16 protein-coding genes are annotated in these 20,280 nt (G+C 63.7%); 2 read left to right on the forward strand and 14 right to left on the reverse strand.

The window, feature by feature from the left end; all coding sequences use genetic code 11:
- Positions 1-86: 86 nt before the first annotated feature.
- The 6 genes from M1D88_RS08875 to M1D88_RS08900 all read right to left on the reverse strand — a co-directional run bounded on the left by M1D88_RS08875 (position 87) and on the right by M1D88_RS08900 (position 8,877).
- Positions 87-2,039 (reverse strand): FAD-binding monooxygenase, encoded by a 1,953-nt coding sequence (locus M1D88_RS08875; protein WP_458114147.1) that lies wholly within the window; start codon positions 2,037-2,039, stop codon positions 87-89.
- 167 nt (positions 2,040-2,206) lie between these two features.
- Positions 2,207-3,685 carry an ABC transporter ATP-binding protein gene (locus M1D88_RS08880; protein ID WP_458114148.1) on the reverse strand — a complete coding sequence of 493 codons (1,479 nt, stop codon included), beginning with the start codon at positions 3,683-3,685 and terminating at the stop codon, positions 2,207-2,209.
- Positions 3,682-4,539, reverse strand: coding sequence for an ABC transporter permease (locus tag M1D88_RS08885; protein WP_458114149.1), 858 nt, complete (start codon positions 4,537-4,539; stop codon positions 3,682-3,684). Before M1D88_RS08885 ends, M1D88_RS08880 begins: the two co-directional genes overlap by 4 nt.
- The gene (locus M1D88_RS08890; protein ID WP_458114150.1) at positions 4,536-5,561 is read right to left on the reverse strand and encodes an ABC transporter permease; all 1,026 of its coding nucleotides are present in this window, start codon (positions 5,559-5,561) and stop codon (positions 4,536-4,538) included. The genes M1D88_RS08885 and M1D88_RS08890 overlap by 4 nt, the downstream gene beginning before the upstream one ends.
- 11 nt (positions 5,562-5,572) lie before the next feature.
- On the reverse strand, positions 5,573-7,123 hold the full coding sequence (locus M1D88_RS08895) for an ABC transporter substrate-binding protein (RefSeq protein WP_458114151.1): 1,551 nt from the start codon (positions 7,121-7,123) through the stop codon (positions 5,573-5,575).
- A 245-nt stretch (positions 7,124-7,368) separates the two neighbouring features.
- Positions 7,369-8,877: a CoA-acylating methylmalonate-semialdehyde dehydrogenase gene (locus M1D88_RS08900; protein ID WP_458114152.1), complete on the reverse strand. Its 1,509-nt coding sequence runs from the start codon at positions 8,875-8,877 to the stop codon at positions 7,369-7,371.
- 311 nt (positions 8,878-9,188) lie between these two features.
- On the opposite strand from M1D88_RS08900, the gene M1D88_RS08905 reads away from it, so the two are divergent.
- A complete protein-coding gene (locus tag M1D88_RS08905; RefSeq protein ID WP_247045473.1) occupies positions 9,189-9,761 on the forward strand; it encodes a helix-turn-helix domain-containing protein in 573 nt (190 codons plus the stop codon).
- Positions 9,762-9,863: 102 nt separating this feature from the next.
- Here the strand turns inward: M1D88_RS08905 and M1D88_RS08910 are convergent, their stop codons facing one another.
- The gene (locus M1D88_RS08910) at positions 9,864-10,028 is read right to left on the reverse strand and encodes a zinc transporter permease (RefSeq protein ID WP_247045475.1); all 165 of its coding nucleotides are present in this window, start codon (positions 10,026-10,028) and stop codon (positions 9,864-9,866) included.
- Positions 10,029-10,229: 201 nt separating this feature from the next.
- Between M1D88_RS08910 and ligD the strand changes: the two genes are divergently transcribed.
- Positions 10,230-11,474, forward strand: a complete 1,245-nt coding sequence (gene ligD / locus M1D88_RS08915; RefSeq protein WP_458114153.1) for a non-homologous end-joining DNA ligase — start codon at positions 10,230-10,232, stop codon at positions 11,472-11,474.
- A gap of 507 nt (positions 11,475-11,981) precedes the next feature.
- Here ligD and M1D88_RS08920 read toward each other — a convergent pair.
- From M1D88_RS08920 to glyA, 7 genes are read right to left on the reverse strand one after another with little or no spacing between them, the layout of a single operon-like run.
- Positions 11,982-12,197, reverse strand: coding sequence for a hypothetical protein (locus M1D88_RS08920; RefSeq protein WP_458114154.1), 216 nt, complete (start codon positions 12,195-12,197; stop codon positions 11,982-11,984).
- A 48-nt stretch (positions 12,198-12,245) separates the two neighbouring features.
- The gene (locus M1D88_RS08925) at positions 12,246-13,619 is read right to left on the reverse strand and encodes an L-serine ammonia-lyase (protein WP_458114155.1); all 1,374 of its coding nucleotides are present in this window, start codon (positions 13,617-13,619) and stop codon (positions 12,246-12,248) included.
- Positions 13,619-14,257: a sarcosine oxidase subunit gamma gene (locus M1D88_RS08930; protein ID WP_458114156.1), complete on the reverse strand. Its 639-nt coding sequence runs from the start codon at positions 14,255-14,257 to the stop codon at positions 13,619-13,621. Before M1D88_RS08930 ends, M1D88_RS08925 begins: the two co-directional genes overlap by 1 nt.
- Positions 14,250-17,192, reverse strand: coding sequence for a sarcosine oxidase subunit alpha family protein (locus M1D88_RS08935; RefSeq protein WP_458114157.1), 2,943 nt, complete (start codon positions 17,190-17,192; stop codon positions 14,250-14,252). Before M1D88_RS08935 ends, M1D88_RS08930 begins: the two co-directional genes overlap by 8 nt.
- On the reverse strand, positions 17,189-17,608 hold the full coding sequence (locus M1D88_RS08940) for a sarcosine oxidase subunit delta family protein (protein ID WP_458114158.1): 420 nt from the start codon (positions 17,606-17,608) through the stop codon (positions 17,189-17,191). The genes M1D88_RS08935 and M1D88_RS08940 overlap by 4 nt, the downstream gene beginning before the upstream one ends.
- 15 nt (positions 17,609-17,623) lie before the next feature.
- Positions 17,624-18,844, reverse strand: coding sequence for a sarcosine oxidase subunit beta family protein (locus M1D88_RS08945; RefSeq protein WP_375164768.1), 1,221 nt, complete (start codon positions 18,842-18,844; stop codon positions 17,624-17,626).
- Positions 18,841-20,139, reverse strand: coding sequence for a serine hydroxymethyltransferase (gene glyA / locus M1D88_RS08950; RefSeq protein WP_458114480.1), 1,299 nt, complete (start codon positions 20,137-20,139; stop codon positions 18,841-18,843). The genes M1D88_RS08945 and glyA overlap by 4 nt, the downstream gene beginning before the upstream one ends.
- Positions 20,140-20,280 lie beyond the last annotated feature (141 nt).

Genomic DNA, 20,280 nt, shown 5'->3' on the forward strand with positions numbered 1-20,280 from the left:
ATCGTGATGGCCGGGAATCGACGCCGCTGGGTGCCAGACTAGCGAGCAACGCACCACAGGTCGAGAGCTGGACGGGCGCAGCCTGGTTACGGTGCCGGGTGCTCCGCCGGACGGACTGTCGCTGGTTGCCTGTTCTGCAGGAGAGGCGCGAAGAACGCACCCAGCTCCGCCGTTGCCGTGAGTGGCAGGACGTTCGCCACGTACTGGTCCGGGCGCACCACCACGACAACGCCGCCCCGGTCAAGGCCGCGCAGTTCGAAGATGTCTGCCGTGGGATCCGTCGCGTAGACCTTCTCGTAATCGGTGAGTTTGAACGGTCCGACCTGGGGTTTGAAGACAGCGGGAACTGCGCCGATATCGATGCCGGCATGCTCCTGCTGGTAGATCACCTTCACATCGAACCATGCGTCAGGATCCGCGCCCTCCGGGGTGGCTGCGAGCGGCGATTCCCGCGAGTTCGCTATCCACTCGGCGAACTGTTCGGTAGGCGAAGCGGTTCCTTGCTGGTCGCTTTCCTGCTTACCGGACGGGGTGGCAGGATCGGCGAAGACATAGATGCGCCAGCGCCCGTCCGCCGTTGCGTGGTGGCCGAGGTGCATGGGGTTGGTGTCCCCGACCCTCACCACGGGAGCTGACTTGAAGCGCTTCCCGACCGTGAAGCCGGTGGCCAGGTCCTGGTGTTCAGAGCCACCGACAAGTACGGACGGTGCGTACTCGGTCATAAAGCCGGCGGGGAACTCGGCGGTGCGGACATAGAAGTCCTCGAGGTCCGAGGGGTGTTCAAACTCCTCGGGCTTTTTGGCCATCATGGTGGACCACTCTTTGTCGAAGTCGATGAGGTTCTTCGCCACCACCTGCCGCTCGGCCGAGTACGTGGACAGCAGGCTCTCCGGACTCCGGCCTTCAAGCACGTGGCCGAGCTTCCAGGCGAGATTGAAGCCGTCCTGCATGGAGACGTTCATGCCCTGGCCGGCCTTCGCGCTGTGAGTGTGGCAGGCGTCGCCGGTGATGAATACGCGTGGTGTGCGGGTGCCGCGTTCGTCCGGGAGAACGTCGTCGAACCTGTCAGTCAGGCGGTGGCCCACCTCGTAAACGCTGTGCCAGGCGACGTTGCGCACATCGAGCGTGTAGGGGTGGAGGATGTCATTGGCCTTGCCGATGATCTGCTCGATGGTGGTGCCGCGCACTGCGCCCTTGTTCTTCGGGTCCACCTCACCGAGGTCAACGTACATACGGAAAAGGTGCCCGCCTTCCCGGGGAATCAGCAGGATGCTGCCGCCTGCGCCTGACTGGATGGCGCACTTAGTCCGGATATCAGGGAAGTCCGTGACGGCGAGGGCATCCATAACACCCCAGGCATGATTGGCCTGGTCCCCCGTGAGGGTACAGCCGATCGATGCCCGCACCTTGCTGCGGGCACCGTCGGCGCCGACGACGTACTTCGCCCGGACGATGCGCTCCTGCCCCTCATTGAGTCCTGCCGTTTGGAGAAGTGTCACCGCGACCGGGTACTCCCCATCATTGGTGACCTCGAGGCTGAGGAACGCGAAGCCGAAGTCCGGAGACATGCGGGCCGGTGAGTTCGCCATGAACTCGGCGAAGTAATCCAGCACACGGGCCTGGTTGACGATCAGGTGCGGGAACTCGCTGACGCCGGCCGCGTCGTCGACAGCACGGGCTGTCCGGACGATCCGGGCCGGGTCAGCGGGGTCGGGCTTCCAGAAGGCCATTTCAGTGATGCGATATGCCTCGGCGATGATCCGCTCAGCAAAGCCAAAGGCCTGAAAGGTCTCCACGCTCCGGGCCTGGATGCCATCGGCCTGCCCAATTGCGAGCCTCCCGGGACGACGCTCGATGATTCGCGTCGTCACACCGGGAAACTGCGACAGCTGGGCAGCTGTGAGCATGCCGGCAGGTCCCGTGCCGACGATCAGCACGTCGATCTCGTCCGGAAGATCTGCCGGCCGGTTTATGCCGACGCCGGCAGCCGGCTGGACGCGCGGGTCTCCGGATACATAACCGTGGTGGTGGAACTGCACTGGCTTTCCTCACTTCACTGTGTGGCTGTTTGAATCAACGGAGCCGTTCTATAATAGAATTCATGTTTCTATAGTTGAAACGGCTCTGATCCAATACTGTACGGCACATGTGACGAGAACAACAAGGGATGCAGATTCCTGCATCCCTTGTCCCCCACCGTGCGTTCTTAGTGTGCTGACAACTCCAATTCAGGCGCTGTCACCGGCGATTGCGCCCCGAACGCGATGGTGCGGGTGGTGACGGCGGCGGCAAGGGCGTCGTCGTGCGTTACCAGCACCAGTGCACAATCCAGCTTGTCCACCTGTTCCATCAGGCACATCATCGTTTCTTCCTGGGTGATGAGGTCCAGGCGGGAGGTGGGCTCATCAGCGAACATGAGGACGGGCTCAAGCAGCATGGACCTGATGATGGCGATCCTCTGCAATTCCCCGCCCGATATCTGCCCTGGTCTGCGGTGAAGCAGCTCGGGGGCAAGCCGCAGTGAGCCCATCAGTTCCTCAAGGCGTGCGCGGTCCAGTCCGTGGCGACGCACCACGTCACCCAGCGAGTCCGCCAGCGATACACGTGCGGGAAAAGCCAAGGCCGGGTCCTGGTAAAGCTTTTGGAGCCCGCCCCGCTGGAGGAGATCTGAGTGCTGAACGGTTCCGGCGTCGGGCGGGAGGAGCCGGAGCAGTACATTGCCCAGGGTTGTCTTTCCGCTGCCGCTGGGACCGCTTAATGCGACGCGCTCCCCCGCTCTGACTTCAAGGGACAGATCAGTGAAGAGCTCTCGACCGCCGAATGATTTTCCGAGGCCAGCACCGGACACCAGCACGGTACCCGAACTTTCGATGGACCCGCCAACCGCACCGTCGGCGCGTTCGGTACCGTCCGTGTTCCTCATCCACTGATGCCGCCAACGTGAGGGTTCGGCGGCCAGGAGACGGCGGGTGTAGGGGTGCGCCGGATTGGCGAGGACTTCACCCGCTGCTCCCTTCTCCACAACATGGGCGTCCTTCATGACCAGGACCTCCCCGCCGAGCTCGCGGGCAAGGTCAAGGTCATGGGTGATGGTCAGCAGGATGCCGCCATTATTGATATGGCTTCTTAACAGTTCCGCCAGTTCGGCCCGGGCGCGGTGATCCAAGCCCTTGGACGGCTCGTCTGCGATGAGGACGGGAGCTCCGCCGATGGTTGCGGCAGCGAACGCGACTCTCTGAGCCATGCCGCCGGAGAGGGTATGCGGGAATGCGGACGAAGCGTGCTTCAGCCCCAGGGAGGTCAGCAGGGCGTCGGCTGCGCGCCGGGAACCCTGTTTGTCGGTCCTGAAGGTGGGAGCGCCCTCTGCCACCTGGTCCCTGGTCCGCATTGTGGGGTCAAGGGCAAGCACAGGTTCCTGGGGAAGAAGGGACATGGTGCGCCCCCAGAGCCTGCGCCTGTTCGACTGGTCGCTTAAGTCGTACACCTGCCCGTCCACAGCAAGGCTTCCCTGTGCTTTCAGGTTGTGCGGAAGGGTGCCCATTATTGCGTGGGCAAGCAGGGATTTTCCGGACCCGCTCTCCCCCACAATCGTTACGGGCTTGCCTGGCTGGAAGTCCAGTTGGGCGGTCTCGACGAGTACTTTGCCGGCGTGGCTGACTACGAGGTCGTTGAGGCGCAGGCTCATGCTGGGGACTCCTTGCTTCGCAGGCCCAAGAGCCCGATCAGGATGGTGGTGAGAACCAGGACGGGCGCCAACGCCATCCAGGGTGCTTCGTGGTAGAACGGGAACGCCTCGGTGATCATCAATCCCAGCTCGGGCGTCGGCGGGCGGACACCGATCCCCACGAAGCCAAGAGTGGAGAGTGCGAGGATGGCGGATCCTACGCCGAAGGTTGCCATGGTGGTCAGCAGTGGCCGCAACTCCGGCAAAAGGTGCCGGCGGATGATATGGACCGGGCCGAGCTGGAGCAGGCCCGCGGCTTCCACAGCCGGACCTGCAAGCACCAGGCCACTCCGGGCGCGGACCATGCGGAAATACTCCACCCATTGGGCCAGCGCGAGTCCCAGGCACAGAGTCCAGAGGTCGCCATTTGCGATGGCCGAGACGACGAGAACCACCAGCAGGGCCGGGAGTGCGATGAAGACTTCGGACAGGCCGTGCAGCAGCGAATCCACCCAGCCTCCGCGCCAGGCGGCAGCTATGCCCGCGAGGGATCCGAAGAGCAGGGCAGCACTGACGCACAGCACAGCCATCACGAGGGACAGCTGCGTGGCGTGGGCCAGCCGCGCAACAACACTGCGGCCCAGGTGGTCACGCCCAAGCGGTTCGCTGGCGCCCGGTGCCTCAAGGAACCGGGAAAGGTCCTGAACAGCGTGATCCGGCCAGATCAGCGGCCCGGCCACGGCGAAAATGACCAGGACGGCCAGCAGTCCGGCCGAAACGAGCTGTGTTACCGTACGGCCAGCCAGCCACTTCGGCAGTTTGGAATCCCGGGCCGGGGCGGGAAGAAGTTCTTGCATGGCGACGGCGTTCGTCACAGTACTGCCTCCTTGTGGCGGGGCCGCGGATCCACAGCCGCTGTTGCGAGGTCAACGAGAGTGTTCATGGCGACCACAAGGAGCGCGAGTGCCAATGCTGCGGCCTGGATCATGGGGATATCCCGCCAGAAGATGGCGTGGACGAGTGCATGCCCTAGTCCGGGCCACGCGAAGAGGCTTTCCACCACCACAACCCCTTCGATGAGAACCAGGATCTGGACGCCCACGTAGGCAATCAAAGTGACGCCGGTGTTCCGGACGATATGCCGCAGGAACACAAGCCAGCTGCCGAGACCCTTGGTAGCGGCGAAACGGACGTAGTCCGATTGCCGGATGTTTGCCATCGTGTCGCGGGTCACCCTTGCGAAGAGCCCGGAGAGGCCGACGGCGAGTGTTACCGCAGGAAGCACGATGTTGTTCGCTTCTCCATGGCCCGCTGCGGGCAGCACGCCAAGATGGACCGCAAACAGCAGGATCAGGACCAGTCCAAGCAGGAAGGGTGGGAGCGCGCGCGTGGCAGACACCCAAACTGTGGTGAGTCGGTCAAGGATGCCGCCCGGCCGGGCAGCTGCCAGGGCTCCCGCCGTCGTCCCAACAATCAAGGCAAGGATCAGTGCAACTGCAGCGAGCTGCAGGCTGCTGCCGAGATTGAGTCCAAGCTCTCCCGCCACACTTGCTCCGGTGACCAGGGAATTGCCAAGGTTCAGGGACACTAAGCCGCCCAGCCAGTCCAGGAACTGAAGCCACGCAGGCTGGTCAAGGCCCAGCTCAGCGCGGACACTGTCCGCTGACGCGGCAGTCACCTGGTCATAACCGTACCTGCCGGCGGCAATCCGGAATGCGATGTCCCCGGGGAGGCTTTGCACCATAGCGAAGCACGCCGTGGAGACGAGTACAACTACTCCCGCCGCCTGGAGTGCCCGGCGCCCTAGAACCCGTGCTGTAGTGCCCAGTGCCGGACGGAGAGAGGGACCGGCGGAGCTGCCGGGTTTGGTAGGCGCTTTGGTAGCCAAGGAAGTCATGCTTGCCCTTCCTACTTCGCCCAGGTCAGGTCGCTCAGGCGCCAAGAGCGCTCGAGCGGATCCAGGACAAGGCCTGCAACCCGGGGGCTGACCACGGCGCTCTGGCGATACCATGCCACGGGGATGACGGGCAGCTGGGTCTGCAGGATCTCGGTTACTTTTTGGCGGTTCTCCACCGATTTGTCCGTATCCTTGCCGCTGGCCAGGGCGTCCAGGGCTGAGGTGAGGGCTGGATCATTCCAGCCCATGGCGCCGAAGTCCGACCCTGCGGGCGCAAAATCTTCGGCCAGGGTTACCAAAGCATCCGGAACAAGTGCGTAGTTTCGCGAGAAAAGTGCCAGTTCCAGCGAGCCATCCTTGTGTCCGGCCGGAATCTCGCTGGAGTTGCCCACTTTCACGTCGAGGGCAATCCCTACTTCCTTCAGCTTGGCTTGGATGGCTGTGGCCAGTATGGGCAGTTCGGGGCGGTCCGGGAACGTGCGCAGGGTGACGGAGAACTTCTTGCCGTTGCGTTCCAGAATGCCGTCGCTCCCCGGGGTCCATCCGGCTTCAACCAGCAGTTTCCGGGCTTCGGAGGGATCATGGGTGAGTGGTGCGGCCGACTCCTGGTGCCACTCCGGCAGCGAGGGCGGGAAGAGCTGGGTGGCTGCCATCTCGCGGTCCCGCAGCAGTGCTGTGGCCATCGCTTCCCGGTCCAGCGCCAGGCTCAGGGCCTGCCGAACTTTAACGTCGCCCAGCATCTCGTGTCCGGCGTTGACCTTCAGCAGGATCGAGCGGGGCAGGGTCACGGCGGCAATGTCCAGCTTGCCTGCCTGTTTGATCCTTTGGAGGCTGGTGGGGTCCATTCCGAAGGTGACATCGGACTGGGCACTTTCGGCCATCAGCGCCCGGCTCTCAGATCTCCCGACGGCCTGGTAGGTAACCTCGGAGATCGCAGGCTTCTTGCCTTGCCACTGCTCGAAGGCAGTCACGTCAATGTGGGCCGGCTGCTCAATGTGTTTCACCTGGTAGGGGCCGGAGCCCACCACCTTCGTTACCGACCGGTCCGCGCCGTAGGAGCTTGGCGCGAGAATCTGGGTGCTTGTGTGTGCCATGACCGCGGGCAGCGGCGCATAAGGTTTGGTGAGATCAACGCGGACAGAATCACCTGCGGCAGAGATCCCCTTGACGGGAACCGTCGCCAGCGGAGTGCCGGCCTTGCCCTGTGCGATGTTGAGTGAGGCGGCTGCCGCTTCGGCCGTGACCGCCGTACCGTCATGGAAGAGGGCGCCCGGGCGGAGAGTGAATCCCCATGACAGCCCATCAGCGGAAACATCCCACCTTTCCGCGAGGCCCGGCTGGAGGACGCCCTTAACGTCTGCGTCCACCAGGGTTTCGACCACCTGCAGTCGGGTGAAGAAGCCACCCGCGGTAGACGGATCCAGGCTGTGCAGCTCGAACTGGCCCACCACCCTCAGCGGCTGGTCGGCTGCAGGACTCTCATTCCCTGCAGCCGCGCACCCCGCCATCATCAATAACGCAACGGCGGATGCGCCCGCCACCCTCAACTTCTGCCAACCCATTTTTCCAGTTCCTTCTGTGTTGCAAATCCGTACGGTTCGACCCATCACACTAGATGCAAACCATTATCATTAGCAATTCAGAGGAAGTTGTGTTGCGGACTGGGTGTAGGAGTTAGCCACTTGCATCGGTTGCTGAGTTGATGCCCTTTTGGAGGCTCAAAAGGGCATCTGCTCAGCAACCGTTGGGTGGGCCCACGCCGCCAGGGTTCCCTGCCGAGCTTGCGAGGCGAGGGTGGCGGTGGGGATTAGTTGGAGGGGAAGTTGTAGGAGGCGCCGGAGGCGTGGGTGGGTTCGGGCCAGCGGGAGGTGACGACTTTGCCGCGGGTGTAGAAGGAGACGCCTTCGGGACCGTAGATGTGTTTGTCCCCGAACAGTGAGGCTTTCCACCCGCCGAAGGAGTGGTGCGCGACCGGGACCGGCAGCGGCACGTTGATCCCGATCATGCCCACGTGCACCGAGCGCTGGAACTTCCGGGCGTTCGCCCCGGAGGAGGTGAAGATCGCCGTGCCATTCCCGTACGGGTTGGCGTTGATCAGGGCGATCCCCTCATCCAGGCTGTTGACGCGGACGACGACGAGGACCGGCCCGAAGATCTCCTCCGTGTACGCGGTCATCTCCGCCTTGACGTGGTCGATCACTGTCGGGCCCACCCAGAACCCGTCCTCATGCCCGGGAACCACCAGATCCCGGCCATCCACCACCATCGCAGCCCCCGCCTGTTCGGCTTCGGTGACGATCCGCACGATCCGGTCCCGGGACTCCGGCGTGATCACAGGGCCCATCTCCGCCCCGGGCACCGTCCCGTTGTCCACCTTCACGGCCAGGGCCCGCTCCTGAACCTTTTTGACCAGCAGTTCAGCGGCGTCCCCCACGGCGACGGCGACGGAGATGGCCATGCAGCGTTCCCCGGCGGAACCGAACGCGGCCGCGGCGAGATGGTCGGCGGCGTTATCCAGGTCAGCGTCGGGCAGGATGATCGCGTGGTTCTTCGCCCCGCCCAACGCCTGCACCCGCTTCCCATGCTTGGTGGCTGTTTCGTGGACGTACTGGGCGATCGGGGTGGAGCCGACGAAGGAGATCCCGTCCACATCAGGGTGGGTCAACAACCCGTCCACTGTTTCCTTCCCGCCGTGCAGGACCTGGAACACGCCGTCCGGCAGGCCGGCGTCCTTCCACAGCTTGGCCAGCAGCATCGACGCGGACGGGTCACGCTCGGAGGGCTTGAGGATAAACGCGTTCCCGGTCGCGATCGCCATCGGCGCCATCCACAACGGCACCATCACCGGGAAATTAAACGGCGTGATCCCGGCGACCACCCCCAGCGGCTCCCGGAACGAAAACACATCAATCCCGGTGGACACCTGATCCGAATAATCACCCTTGAGCAGCTGCGCGATCCCGCACGCGAACTCCACCACCTCCAGGCCCCGCCCGATCTCACCCTTCGCATCCGAAAGGACCTTCCCGTGCTCGGCAGTGATCAACGCAGCCAGCTCATCAACATGGGCCGCCACCAGCTCACGGAACCTGAACAACACCCCCGTGCGCTTCGCCAACGAAACATCACCCCACGAATCCGCAGCGGCCCGCGCCGCAGCAACCGCCGCGTCCAGATCAGCACGGTTCGCCAACCGCAACTCCCCCGAAACAGCACCAGTCGCAGGATTGAAGACGGGACGCGTGAGGTTACCTTCGCCGGCTGTTTCAGAGCCATTGATGAAGTGATTGATGAGAGTGATTGTTGACGTTGTCATAACCAGTTCCTATAGAAGATGAGAGTTGAAGCAGGTTGAGCGGTTCAATGGCGCGTCAGAGCGGTTTTGCGGTTCTCGGCAGCTCCACCCGTTCGGACACGCGGCGCCGGAGAGCGGAGATCCTGTAAAACTCGAGTCCATTCCACTAAACAAAAGTTTAGTGCCACTAATTGCTAACAGTGTGGGCTCTACCTCGGGGCAGTGTCAACAGGAGTGCCTGTCACCTTGACAGCTTCGTGGCCCCGGAGCCAGACTGTTCCTGGCTATTCAGCTAAATATTTGTTTAGTACAGGCAAACCGGAAGTTTCCCCATGACCAGCGAAACTGATCTTTCTCAAGCCCAACTCGGTCAACGGGTTCTCCAGTTTCGTTCTTTACGGCGTATGTCGCTGAAGGAACTAGGCGAAGCAACCGGGACCACCGCGGGGTTTCTTAGCCAGCTTGAGCGCGGTCTAACCAATGCCAGCATCGGCGTGCTTCGGCGGATCGCAACCGCTTTAGGAATGACGCTTGCAGATCTTTTTGAGGAAGTACCCGCAGGCTCACCACGATTGTTGCGCAGGGAAGCGCGCCCGGAACTGTCAACCAATGCGGGAATACACAAGTTTCTGATCTCGCAGCGACCCCTTCGCCACCTCGAGGTCTATGCCGGAGAATTTGAGCCCGGAGCGTCGACCGGAGACGATCCCTATACGCACGGAGACTCGCAGGAGATTCTCTACGTAGTATCGGGCGAGATTGTCATAGAGCTGGATGGGGAGCCTCATTCAATGCAGCAGGGCGACAGTATCGACTACATGTCCTCGTTGCCCCACAGATTAACGAACACCAGCACTCTCCCGGCTGAGGTTCTGTGGATAGTCAGCCCGCCAACCAGTATCTAGCCGTGTGTGATGGCTCCTGGTGAAGATAAACACCCAATGCAAGGGACCGGCGGCCGTGACGGCCGCCGGTCCCTTCGTATCTAACGAGTACGTTTTCCGCGATCAATGCTCGTCGTAATGGCCTTCATGTTCGGCATGCCGGTGACCGTCATGAATGTAGTCCACATGGTCTCCGTGCTCCACGGTCTCATGGGCGCAGTCCGGGCCGCCGTGTTGGTGCTCCGCAAGGCTGTGCTCGGCGTGGACTTCCTCTGTCATTTCACTCATATTCCGTCTCCTTCGAATTGGTCAGGAAAAACCTTGCCGCGGCTTCTTCCTCTGTTGGGTTGACCACTACAGCAATACCTAAGCACCTTTACCTGGGCCCCCGCTAGCCTTCAAGGCTCCAGCGGGTCCTTCCGGCGAGTGAATTTTGGTTGTGGCGCAAAAGCTCTGGCTGGGACATGCGATCGTTGCTAGCGTGGCGCCATGAACCCCTCGAAGACCCCGGCCGAAATCCTCAGTATCGCGGGCAACGAAGTTCGTATCTCGAGTCCGGACAAGGTGGTGTTCCCCGAACCCGGGCTAACCAAGCTCGACCTGGTGAACTACTACCTCGCCGTCGCTGATGGCGCGCTGCGCGGTGCCGGCGGCCGCCCCATGGTACTCAAGCGCTTCCCGAAGGGAATCGATTCTGAGCCGTTCTTTCAGAAGCGCGTGCCCGAAAACCACCCTGACTTCATCGACACCACCACCCTGCGCTACGCATCGGGAACGTCAGCGGAGGAGGCTGTCATCCGGGATGCCGCGGGCCTGGCGTGGGTGGTGAATCTCGGGTGCCTGGACCTCAACCCACACCCCGTTCGCGCCGAGGACCTCGAGCACCCGGACGAGCTCCGCGTCGACCTCGATCCGATGCCGGGGGTCGACTGGTCCCAGATCGTCGACGTCGCCTATGTCGCACGTGAGGTGCTCGACGACGTCGGGCTGGTGGGATGGCCGAAAACGAGCGGATCGCGGGGGCTCCACATCCTGGTGCGCATCGCGCCGCAGTGGTCCTACCGCGACGTGCGGCTGGCCGCCGAGACCCTGGCCCGTGAGGTGGAGAACCGTGCTCCCGGCCTTGCCACTGCACGGTGGTGGAAAGAGGAACGCGGCGAGAGTGTGTTCGTCGACTTCAACCAGAACGCGAAGGACCGCACCGTGGCATCCGCATACTCTGTCCGGCCTCTTCCCGACGCCCGTGTATCGACGCCCCTCTCGTGGGACGAGGTCCGTTCCACCCGGCCGGAACAGTTCACCGTGCGTACCGTGCCGGAGCGTTTCGCCGCCTTGGGCGACCCTCACACCGGAATCGACGACGCCGTCGGCACACTCGATGGACTCCTCGCCCTGGCAGCCGAGCTGGGTCCCGCCGAAAAACCACCACGCAGTGGTGACAGCGTCGGCCGCCGGCAGTCCGTGATGCCTCTCATCGAGGTGGCCCGCACCAAAACGAAGCCAGAAGCGCTGGCGGCACTAGAGGAATGGAAGGCCAGTCATGCCGACATGGTCCCTCTCTTGCATCCCGCGGACGTGCTCGTCGACGGCATGCGCGGATCGAGTTCGCTCTGGTACCGGGTGCGGGTGAACCTGCAGCACGTCCCCGAGAGGGAGCGTCCATCCCAGGAGGAACTCATCGCCGACTACGACCCCTGGGCCGGCAAGGAGTGGCCCGGGCGCACGGGCTCCTGACCCGACTTGCTACCCTCGAACCGAATTTCCGCGGGATGGTGCGCCGCAAGACTTCCGAGCAGGCCCAGAGCTTGATCAGTGGAGGACCGAGGCTCGGCTGTGAAGCCAACGAACCCGAGCCCCGGATCGGTCATGAGCTGCATGGCTTCGTAACTGAGATCGGTGTGCCTCCCAGAGCGCCGCGCACTCGCTACTGCCATTTTGAGAGCTCGTCGATGAGGTTGCGGAGGACATGATCGGAGGGCACTCGCCCTGATTCGGCGCGGAGCAGGGCGACTATTTGCTCAGAAACCGCAGGTGCTGTTGCTGACCTGATCGCCGAGGGCAAGGTTTGACGGCCCATCGGCCGGAGCAACCCCGGCGCAGACCGCCCTCGCCTGGTTGATGACCCGAGCCAACGACATCGCACCGATCCCCGGCGGCTGGGGAACGGCACAACGAGGCCAACATGGCCTCGATCGACCTTTGACCCTTGGGTCAGTGGACGCCGGGGCCCCGGGCGCCTGGCTAAACCCAGATCTGGTATCCCGTCCGCCTATCGAAAAGCCTCCGCGTCTCGGCTCCGGCGGCCGCGATCCACAGGACTGAGTCGTCTGGCGAAGCCTGGTCCACAACACCGGTCATGATGTGTTCCCCCAGGAGCCATACCTCCACCGTGCGGCCGGTCAACCGGGCCCAGTCTTTACGCAATCCACGCCTGGCACCAATACTGGTTGATCCCATATCCAACATGACTCCGCCCTTACCGGTCACCCGAGTTACTTCACCCGATCAGCATTCGATGACGTTCACCGCAAGGCCGCCCCTGGAAGTCTCCTTGTATTTGTCCTTCATGTCCGCTCCGGTTTCCCTCATGGTCTTGATGGCCTTGTCGAGGGATACCTTGTGGCTGCCGTCGCCGTGAAGGGCCAGGCGGGCGGCATTGATGGCTTTGACACTTGCGATCGCGTTCCGCTCGATGCACGGGATCTGCACCAGGCCGCCCACGGGGTCGCAGGTAAGGCCGAGGTTATGTTCGATGCCCACTTCGGCAGCGTTTTCCACCTGTTCGGGTGAGCCGCCAAGCACCTCGCAGAGCCCGGCTGCGGCCATGGAGCAGGCTGAACCAACCTCACCTTGACAGCCAACTTCGGCGCCGGAGATGGAGGCATTGATCTTGAACAGAATTCCGACGGCGCCCGCCGCCAGCAGAAAGCGGACCACGCCGTCGTCGCTGGCTCCCGGGACAAACTTCACGTAGTAGTGCAGCACTGCGGGGACGATTCCGGCCGCCCCGTTGGTCGGTGCGGTAACAATCCTGCCCCCGGCCGCGTTCTCCTCGTTGACCGCCAGCGCGAACAGGTTCACCCATTCCATCGCCCGGAGCGGGTCGGTGACGCCGGTATCCGCCGTCAGGGTCTGGAATAACGACGGCGCGCGGCGCCTGACGTTCAAGCCGCCGGGAAGGATTCCTTCCGCCGCGCAGCCGTTGTCCACGCATTTACGCATGACTGCCCAGAGCCGCAGCAACTTCTCACGGAGCTCTGCCTCGCTGCGCCACGTTACCTCGTTGGCGAGCATGACGTCCGAGATGGACATGCCTTCGCGGCCGCAGATCGCCAGGAGTTCGTCGGCTGTTGTGAACGGGTAGGGCAGGACTGTGGAGTCGGCAACCACGCGGTCACCGGCATCAGCGTCCCCGTCAACGACGAAGCCGCCCCCAATAGAATAGAAGCTTCGCTCGCTGAGTAGCTCTCCGGCATGGTCCAGGGCACGGAACGTCATGCCGTTGGGGTGGGCCGGGAGGGACTTGCGCCGGTGCAGCACCACGTCCTCGTCCCAGTTGAAGTCCACCCGGTGGTCCCCGCCTACCCACAGCTCAGCATCGAGCGCAGCGGCAGCAACCTGATCATCAGCTGTGAAGGTGTCCACGGTTTCCGGGTCCAGCCCCTGGAAGCCCAGGACCACGGCCTTGTCGGAGCCGTGGCCGCGCCCCGTTGCCCCCAGAGAGCCGAACAGTTCGGCCTGGACCCGTGTGGTGGAGCTCAGGTGTCCGTCGTCTTTTAGCCCGTCGGCGAACAACTTGGCAGCCCGCATCGGGCCGACAGTGTGTGAGGACGACGGCCCGATGCCAACGGAAAAGAGATCCAGGACGCTGAGGGCCATTAGGGAACCTCAGGAGAGGCATACTCCCGCATGGCATCCAGGATCCAGCGGCCCAGGAACTCTGCAAACGAGGCACGTGGGTGGATCCGGTAACTCTCATCGCCGGTCTTCCAGAGGACCACGGGGATGTTGCCGATCTCCGTGGACAACGCCGTTCCGGCCTTGAACCCGCGGGGGTGAAGGTCCAGGGAGCAGCCCTTTTCCAGGACTGCACGGGACCGCGGCCCGATGAGTTCGAACGTGGTGCGGTTGGCGGAGAGGTCCACCACCTGGCCTGCGCCGTCGCCGAGGGCTTCCCTCAACGCCTGGATGAGGTCGCCGCCGAGGGATTCGTGGGCTTCCACGGGGGCCACCACCAGGAATTCCTCGGGCCCGAGCCAGAGCACGGAGGTGTCGCCGGTGCCGCTCACGGCCCCGCACGTCGCGGGCAGACCGCCGGTAACCGATGCGATCCGCTCCGCCGCGTCGGTGTCGCGGGGAACCCGGAGGCCCACCATGGTGAGGAAGGTGATTTCGCGGAGCTCAACAACGCCGGGCACGGAGCCGGTTTGAAATGCTTGCCTGAGCAGCTCAGCCGGACTGGTCCGGAGCGACAGGTCAGTCTCAGGGGAGGTTTTGGGTGCTGCTGTTTCAGCCATCTTTGCGGGTCCCTTCAGGGTCAAAAAGTACGGTTTCCGCCACAACAACATCCACCAGCTGGTTTCCGGCGGCGGCCACCAGGGTTTCGCCGATCCGGTTGCGGCCATTCTTGATCAGTGCCAGGGCGAAGGACCTGCCCAGGGCCGCACTGTGGTAGCTGGAAGTGACAAATCCCTGCATGGGAACGGGGCCATAGGCCGGGGTCACGGGGATGCCCTTTTCCACCAGCTGGGTGCCTTCCGGCAACCGGATGCTGCCGTCAATGGGCAGTACGCTGACCAGGTGCTTACGGTCCTCGCGCTGGGCATCGACGCGGGCGTAGGAGCGCTTGCCGATGAAGTCCTTGGCTTTGGAGACGATCCAGTCCATCCCGGCGTCCTGCGGGGTGACCGTACCATCGGTGTCCTGGCCAACGATCGGGTAGCCCTTTTCGGCACGGAGCACGTGCATGGTCTCTGTGCCGTAAGGGGTGATGTTGAATTCGGCGCCGGCGGCCGCGACGGCTTCCCAGGTGTTCAGCCCATACCAGGCCGGGACGTTGATCTCGTACGCCAGCTCACCGGAGAATGAGATCCGGCAGATCCGGGCGCGTACGCCCGAGGCGAGGGTGGTTTCGCGGAACGTCATGAACGGGAAGGCTTCTGCTTCCAGTCCCCCGTTGGCGGCGAGCTCAGGTGCCACCTTGGCGAGGACCGCCCGGGATTTTGGCCCGACGACGGCAATGGTGCTCCATTGTTCGGTCACCGAGGTGCAGTGCACGTCCAGATCGGGCCACTCGGTCTGCAGCCATTCCTCGAGCCAGTCCAGCACCTTCGCGGCTCCACCGGTGGTGGTGGTCATGAAGAAGCGGTCCTCGTCCAGGCGCAGGGTCACGCCGTCGTCGAAAATCATGCCGTCCGCCTGGCACATCACACCGTAGCGTGCAGAACCGGGCGCGAGCTTCTTGAAGGCGTTGGTGTAGATCCGGTTGAGGAACTCGCCGGCGTCCTTGCCCCGGATTTCGATCTTGCCGAGCGTGGTGGCGTCCATGAATCCGACGGACTCCCGGACCGCTGCGCATTCACGCAGGACGGCCTGGTCCATGTCCTCGCCGTTCTGCGGGTAATACCAAGGTCGCTTCCACTGTCCGACGTCCTCGAAGAGGGCGCCCTTGGCGACGTGCCAGGGGTGGATGGATGTGACGCGGGCGGGGTCGAACAGTTCGCCGCGCTGGCGTCCGGCCAGGGCCGCAAACGCTACGGGCGTGAACGGAGCCCGGTACGTGGTGGTGCCGATGTCGCCGATGCCGCGGGATGCTTCCCCTGCATGCTTGAGTGCGGCGGCGATGACGCCGATCGCGTTGACGCCGGAGGTTTTGCCCTGGTCGTTTGCGGTGCTGATGGAGGTGTAGCGCTTGATGTGCTCAACGGACCGCATTCCGGCTCCGGTGGAGCGCAGGACGTCGGCGACGCTCTGGTCCCGCTGGAAGTCAACGAAGTGGTGGTGCCAGTCATCCGGAGTGCCGCTCTGCCCTGGCACCAGCCACAGCTGCCGGGTGGGGGCCGACGCCTTCGGCTCGCCAATCGGTGAAGGCTCGACAGTGGATTCGAAGCCCGCGGCAATGGCCGCCATCACACCGGCGTAGACGCCTTCGGCGACGCAGTCCTGGAGTTCGAAGCTGCCTCGGCCGGAGCCGACTATCTGCTGGTTCGGGACAGCGGTGCTGGGCACAAAGGCTGCCAGGTCATCGTCCCAGCGCAGCTTGCCCTGCCGCTGGGAGTGGAGGTGTACCAGCGGGCTCCAGCCGCCGGAGACTGCCAGCAGGTCGCAGGCGATATCTTCGATGCCAGAGGTGAGTTCGCCGTTGTCGTTGATACTGCGGACGGTGACGCCGTCCAGCCGGCCATCCGTTCCGGCGGCGGTGGCGGCCACCGCGCTGCCGATCAGCACGCGGGTCCCGGCTTCGACGGCGGCAGCAGCCACCTCCGTGAGTTTGGGACGGGCGTCAACAATGGCGGCGATCCTGATGCCGGCCGCCCGCAGGTCGGCGGCCAGGGCGTAGGCGCTGTCGTTGGTGGTGCTGATGACCACGCGCTGCCCGGGGGCCACCGCGTAGCGGTTGAGGTAGCTGCGAACTGCCGAGGCGAGCATGATGCCGGGGCGGTCGTTGTTCTCAAAGACCAGCGGGCGTTCATGGGCGCCTGGGGCCAGCACCACCTGGTTGGCACGGATGTGCCAGATGCGCTGCCTGGACACACCGGGCGCGGCCGGAGTGGACAGGTGATCAGTGCGGTTCTGGACGGCGATGACGTAGTTGGCATCGTAGGCACCGAAGGCGGTGGTGCGGTTCAGGACGGTTGATTCGGCGCCGGAAACGAGTTCGGCTTCGATGTCCGCCACCCATTCAAGGGCCGGCTTGCCTTCGATGATCTGAGCCAGTTCGGGGGCCGTGGAACCGGAAAGCAGAGAACCGCCCAGTTCGGGCTGGTCGTCCAACAGCATGACCCGCGCGCCGGTGCGGACGGCTTCGCGGGCTGCGGCCAGGCCGGCGGGGCCGCCGCCAATCACCAGGACGTCGGTGTGGACGTACTTTTTGTCATATTCCGCGCGGTCCTCCTCGGGATCCAGGCGGCCCAGGCCGTTCAACAGGCCGGCGTTCAATCCGTCCACCAAAGTGACGGTGGTAGCGGGAAGCATGGATTCTGCAACGTGGCCGGGGAATCGCGGTTCCACCTTGACCAGGGCGTTGGATTCCTCAACCCCGGCGGACATGATGCCGCGGGGCCGGTCCTCGTAGAGGGAGTTGCCGACGGCAATGCGGCCGTTGGCGAGCAGGGCGGAGGCGAGGGTGTCCCCCGGGTGGCCCGTGAACTCCTCCCCGTCCACAGTGAAACGCCAGGAAATGGTGCGGTCGATCCGGCCGCCGGCGGTGAGGCGTGCTTTCTGGGAAGTCACTTTGTTGCTCCTTCCGGGGCGGTGGTGCTGGGTGATGCAGTACTTGTGCCGGTGCTGGTTGCAGCAATGCTGGGCCCGGCAGTACCTGTTGTGGTGCTGTCCGGGGCGGTGCTGGCGGTTCCGGATTCGGCGGCCGGCGGGGCGGCTGCGGGCCGGGGCGAGCCCATCGGGTAGACAGCCTGGATCTCGTAAGTGACTGTGTCGCGGAGCATGTTGAACCACTGGCGGCAGCCGGTGCTGTGGAGCCAGCGTTCGGCGAAGGCGCCCTTGGTGTTGTCCCGATAGAACAGGAACTCGGCCCATTCGCGGTCGTTCAGTTCGTTCGGGTTTTCCGGATAGGCCACATGGGCCTGGCCGCCGTAGTGGAACTCGGTTTCGTCGCGGGAGCCGCAGTTGGGGCATGAAATGAGAAGCATGACCGGACTCTCTTCTTAGTGGGCCACGGCGGCTGCGCCGTGTTCATCGATCAGGGCGCCGGTTTCGAACCGCTCCAGCGCAAACGGCTTGTTCAGGTGATGCGGCGTTCCTGTGGCAATGGTGTGGGCAAAGGTGAGGCCGGCGGCAGGGGTGCCCTTGAAGCCGCCGGTGCCCCAGCCGCAGTTGACGAACATGTTTTCCACCGGGGTGATGCCCACAATCGGGGAGGCGTCCAGGGTGGTGTCCACGATTCCGCCCCAGGTCCGGAGTACGTGGGCCCTGGCGAAGATCGGGAAAAGTTCGACGGCGGCCGCCATCTGGTGCTCGATCACGTGGAAGGACCCGCGCTGTCCGTAACCGTTGTACGAGTCCACGCCGGCGCCCATGACCAGCTCGCCCTTGTGTGCTTGGGAAACGTAGACGTGCACGTGATTGGACATGACCACTGTCGGGTGGACCGGCTCATGCAGCTCGGAGACCAGCGCCTGCAGCGGGTGGGACTGGATGGGAAGCCGGAAGCCTGCCATCTCGGCCAGGACCGAACTGTGCCCGGCGGCGCAGAGGCCCACCTTTTCGGTGTTGATGGTGCCGCGGTTGGTCTTGACGCCCACCACCTTGTTGCCGTCCTTGAGGAAACCGGTGACTTCGCAGTTCTGGATGATATCCACGCCCAGCTCGTCGCACTTGCGGGCGAAGGCCCAGGCCACGTGGTCGTGCTTGGCGATGCCTGCCCGGGGCTGGTAGGTGGCGCCCATGACGGGGTAACGGATGTTGTCGTTGATGTTCAGGATGGGGCAGAGTTCCTTGACCTGCTGCGGATCCAGCCACTCCGCGTCCACACCGTTGAGTTTGTTCGCTCCGACGCGCCGCATGCTTTCGCGGACATCACCCAGGGTGTGGGCGAGGTTCATCACGCCGCGCTGGCTGAAGAGGAAATCGTATTCGAGTTCTTCCGGCAGGATTTCCCAGAGTTTGAGGGCGTGCTCGTAAATGGCCGCGCTCTCGTCCCACAGGTAGTTGGACCGGATGATGGTGGTGTTCCGGGCCATGTTCCCGCCGGCCAACCACCCCTTTTCGAGGACGGCAATATTGGTCATGCCGTGGTTTTTGGCGAGGAAGTAGGCGGTAGCCAGGCCATGCCCGCCGCCGCCAACGATCACGGCGTCGTAGGAGGACTTGGGCTCAGGGTTCCGCCAGAGGAAATCCGGATGCTCCGGAAGCAGATCGGCCATCATGCCACCTCGATCGCGTCAGAGGAAAGGTTGGGGTAGAGCGGGAACTTCCCGGCCAGGATTTCAACCCGCTGCCGGAGTTCTGCCACGGTCTCTTCATTGAAATCGTGCTTGAGGGCTGCGGCGATAATGTCTGCGACCTCGGTGAATTCTGCCTTCCCGAACCCACGCGTGGCCAGTGCCGGCGTGCCGATTCGAAGCCCGGAAGAGACCATCGGCGGACGCGGATCAAAGGGGACGGCGTTGCGGTTGACCGTGATCCCGATACGGTGCAGGCGGTCTTCGCCCTGCTGGCCGTCCAGTTCCGAATTCCGCAGGTCCACCAGGACCAGGTGCACGTCGGTCCCGCCGCTGACCACAGTGACGTTGGACTCGGCAACATCAGCAGCCAGCAGGCGCTCGGCGATGATGCGGGCGCCTTCCAGGGTGCGTTCCTGACGGTCACGGAACGCCGGCTCCGCAGCAAGCTTGAACGCAACTGCCTTCGCGGCAATGACGTGCTCCAGCGGGCCGCCCTGTTGTCCCGGGAACACCGCGGAGTTTACCTTCTTGGCGATGTCGGCGTCGTTGGTCAGGATGACCCCGCCGCGCGGACCGCCAAGGGTCTTGTGTGTGGTGCTCGTAACGATGTGGGCGTGAGGGACGGGGTTGGGGTGGAGTCCTGCGGCCACCAGGCCGGCGAAATGTGCCATGTCCACCATCAGGTAGGCACCCACCAGGTCGGCGATACGGCGGAATTCGGCGAAGTCCAGCTGACGGGAGTAGGCGGACCAGCCAGCAACGATCAGCCGGGGCTTGTTCTCTACGGCCAGGCGCTCCACTTCAGCCATGTCAATGAGCATGGTGTCTTCGCGGACTCCGTACGGGACCACCTTGTAGAGCTTGCCGGAGAAGTTGATCTTCATGCCGTGCGTCAGATGGCCACCGTGTGCAAGGTTCAGCCCGAGGATGGTGTCGCCGGGCTGGATCAGGGCGAACATGGCCGCTGCGTTGGCCTGGGCTCCGGAGTGGGGCTGCACGTTGGCGAATTCTGAGCCGAACAATGACTTGAGTCGGTCGATGGCGAGCTGCTCGACCACATCGACGTGTTCGCAGCCACCGTAATACCGCTTGCCAGGGTAACCCTCGGCGTACTTGTTGGTCAGTACAGACCCCTGCGCTTCCATCACGGCAGTGGGCGCAAAGTTTTCGGAGGCGATCATCTCCAGCGTGCCCTGCTGACGCAGGAGTTCCTGCTCCACAGCGGCGTGGATCGCAGGATCGGTCTCTGCGAGCGTGCGGGTCAGAACGTCGACCATCATTTCTCCCTAGCTGTTGCCTAATATCCTGTTGATATATTAGTTGCGTAGCTCCCAGTATGCTACCGGCAGCTATAGGTGTCAACAGATTTTTAGGGTCAGTGCAGAGACGCCAAAAGCGCGGCATTGAGGGCCGCGCTT

This window comes from Arthrobacter sp. R1-13 (assembly GCF_054161475.1).

Excerpts from the sequence above, each read along its gene's own strand:
- M1D88_RS08880 (WP_458114148.1), bottom strand. The coding sequence starts at position 3,685 with ATGAGCCTGCGCCTCAACGACCTCGTAGTCAGCCACGCCGGCAAAGTA.
- M1D88_RS08890 (WP_458114150.1), bottom strand. The coding sequence starts at position 5,561 with ATGACTTCCTTGGCTACCAAAGCGCCTACCAAACCCGGCAGCTCCGCC.
- M1D88_RS08895 (WP_458114151.1), bottom strand. The coding sequence starts at position 7,123 with ATGGGTTGGCAGAAGTTGAGGGTGGCGGGCGCATCCGCCGTTGCGTTA.
- M1D88_RS08900 (WP_458114152.1), bottom strand. The coding sequence starts at position 8,877 with ATGACAACGTCAACAATCACTCTCATCAATCACTTCATCAATGGCTCT.
- M1D88_RS08905 (WP_247045473.1), top strand. The coding sequence starts at position 9,189 with ATGACCAGCGAAACTGATCTTTCTCAAGCCCAACTCGGTCAACGGGTT.
- M1D88_RS08910 (WP_247045475.1), bottom strand. The coding sequence starts at position 10,028 with ATGAGTGAAATGACAGAGGAAGTCCACGCCGAGCACAGCCTTGCGGAG.
- ligD (WP_458114153.1), top strand. The coding sequence starts at position 10,230 with ATGAACCCCTCGAAGACCCCGGCCGAAATCCTCAGTATCGCGGGCAAC.
- M1D88_RS08920 (WP_458114154.1), bottom strand. The coding sequence starts at position 12,197 with ATGGGATCAACCAGTATTGGTGCCAGGCGTGGATTGCGTAAAGACTGG.
- M1D88_RS08925 (WP_458114155.1), bottom strand. The coding sequence starts at position 13,619 with ATGGCCCTCAGCGTCCTGGATCTCTTTTCCGTTGGCATCGGGCCGTCG.
- M1D88_RS08930 (WP_458114156.1), bottom strand. The coding sequence starts at position 14,257 with ATGGCTGAAACAGCAGCACCCAAAACCTCCCCTGAGACTGACCTGTCG.
- M1D88_RS08940 (WP_458114158.1), bottom strand. The coding sequence starts at position 17,608 with ATGCTTCTCATTTCATGCCCCAACTGCGGCTCCCGCGACGAAACCGAG.
- M1D88_RS08945 (WP_375164768.1), bottom strand. The coding sequence starts at position 18,844 with ATGATGGCCGATCTGCTTCCGGAGCATCCGGATTTCCTCTGGCGGAAC.
- glyA (WP_458114480.1), bottom strand. The coding sequence starts at position 20,139 with ATGGTCGACGTTCTGACCCGCACGCTCGCAGAGACCGATCCTGCGATC.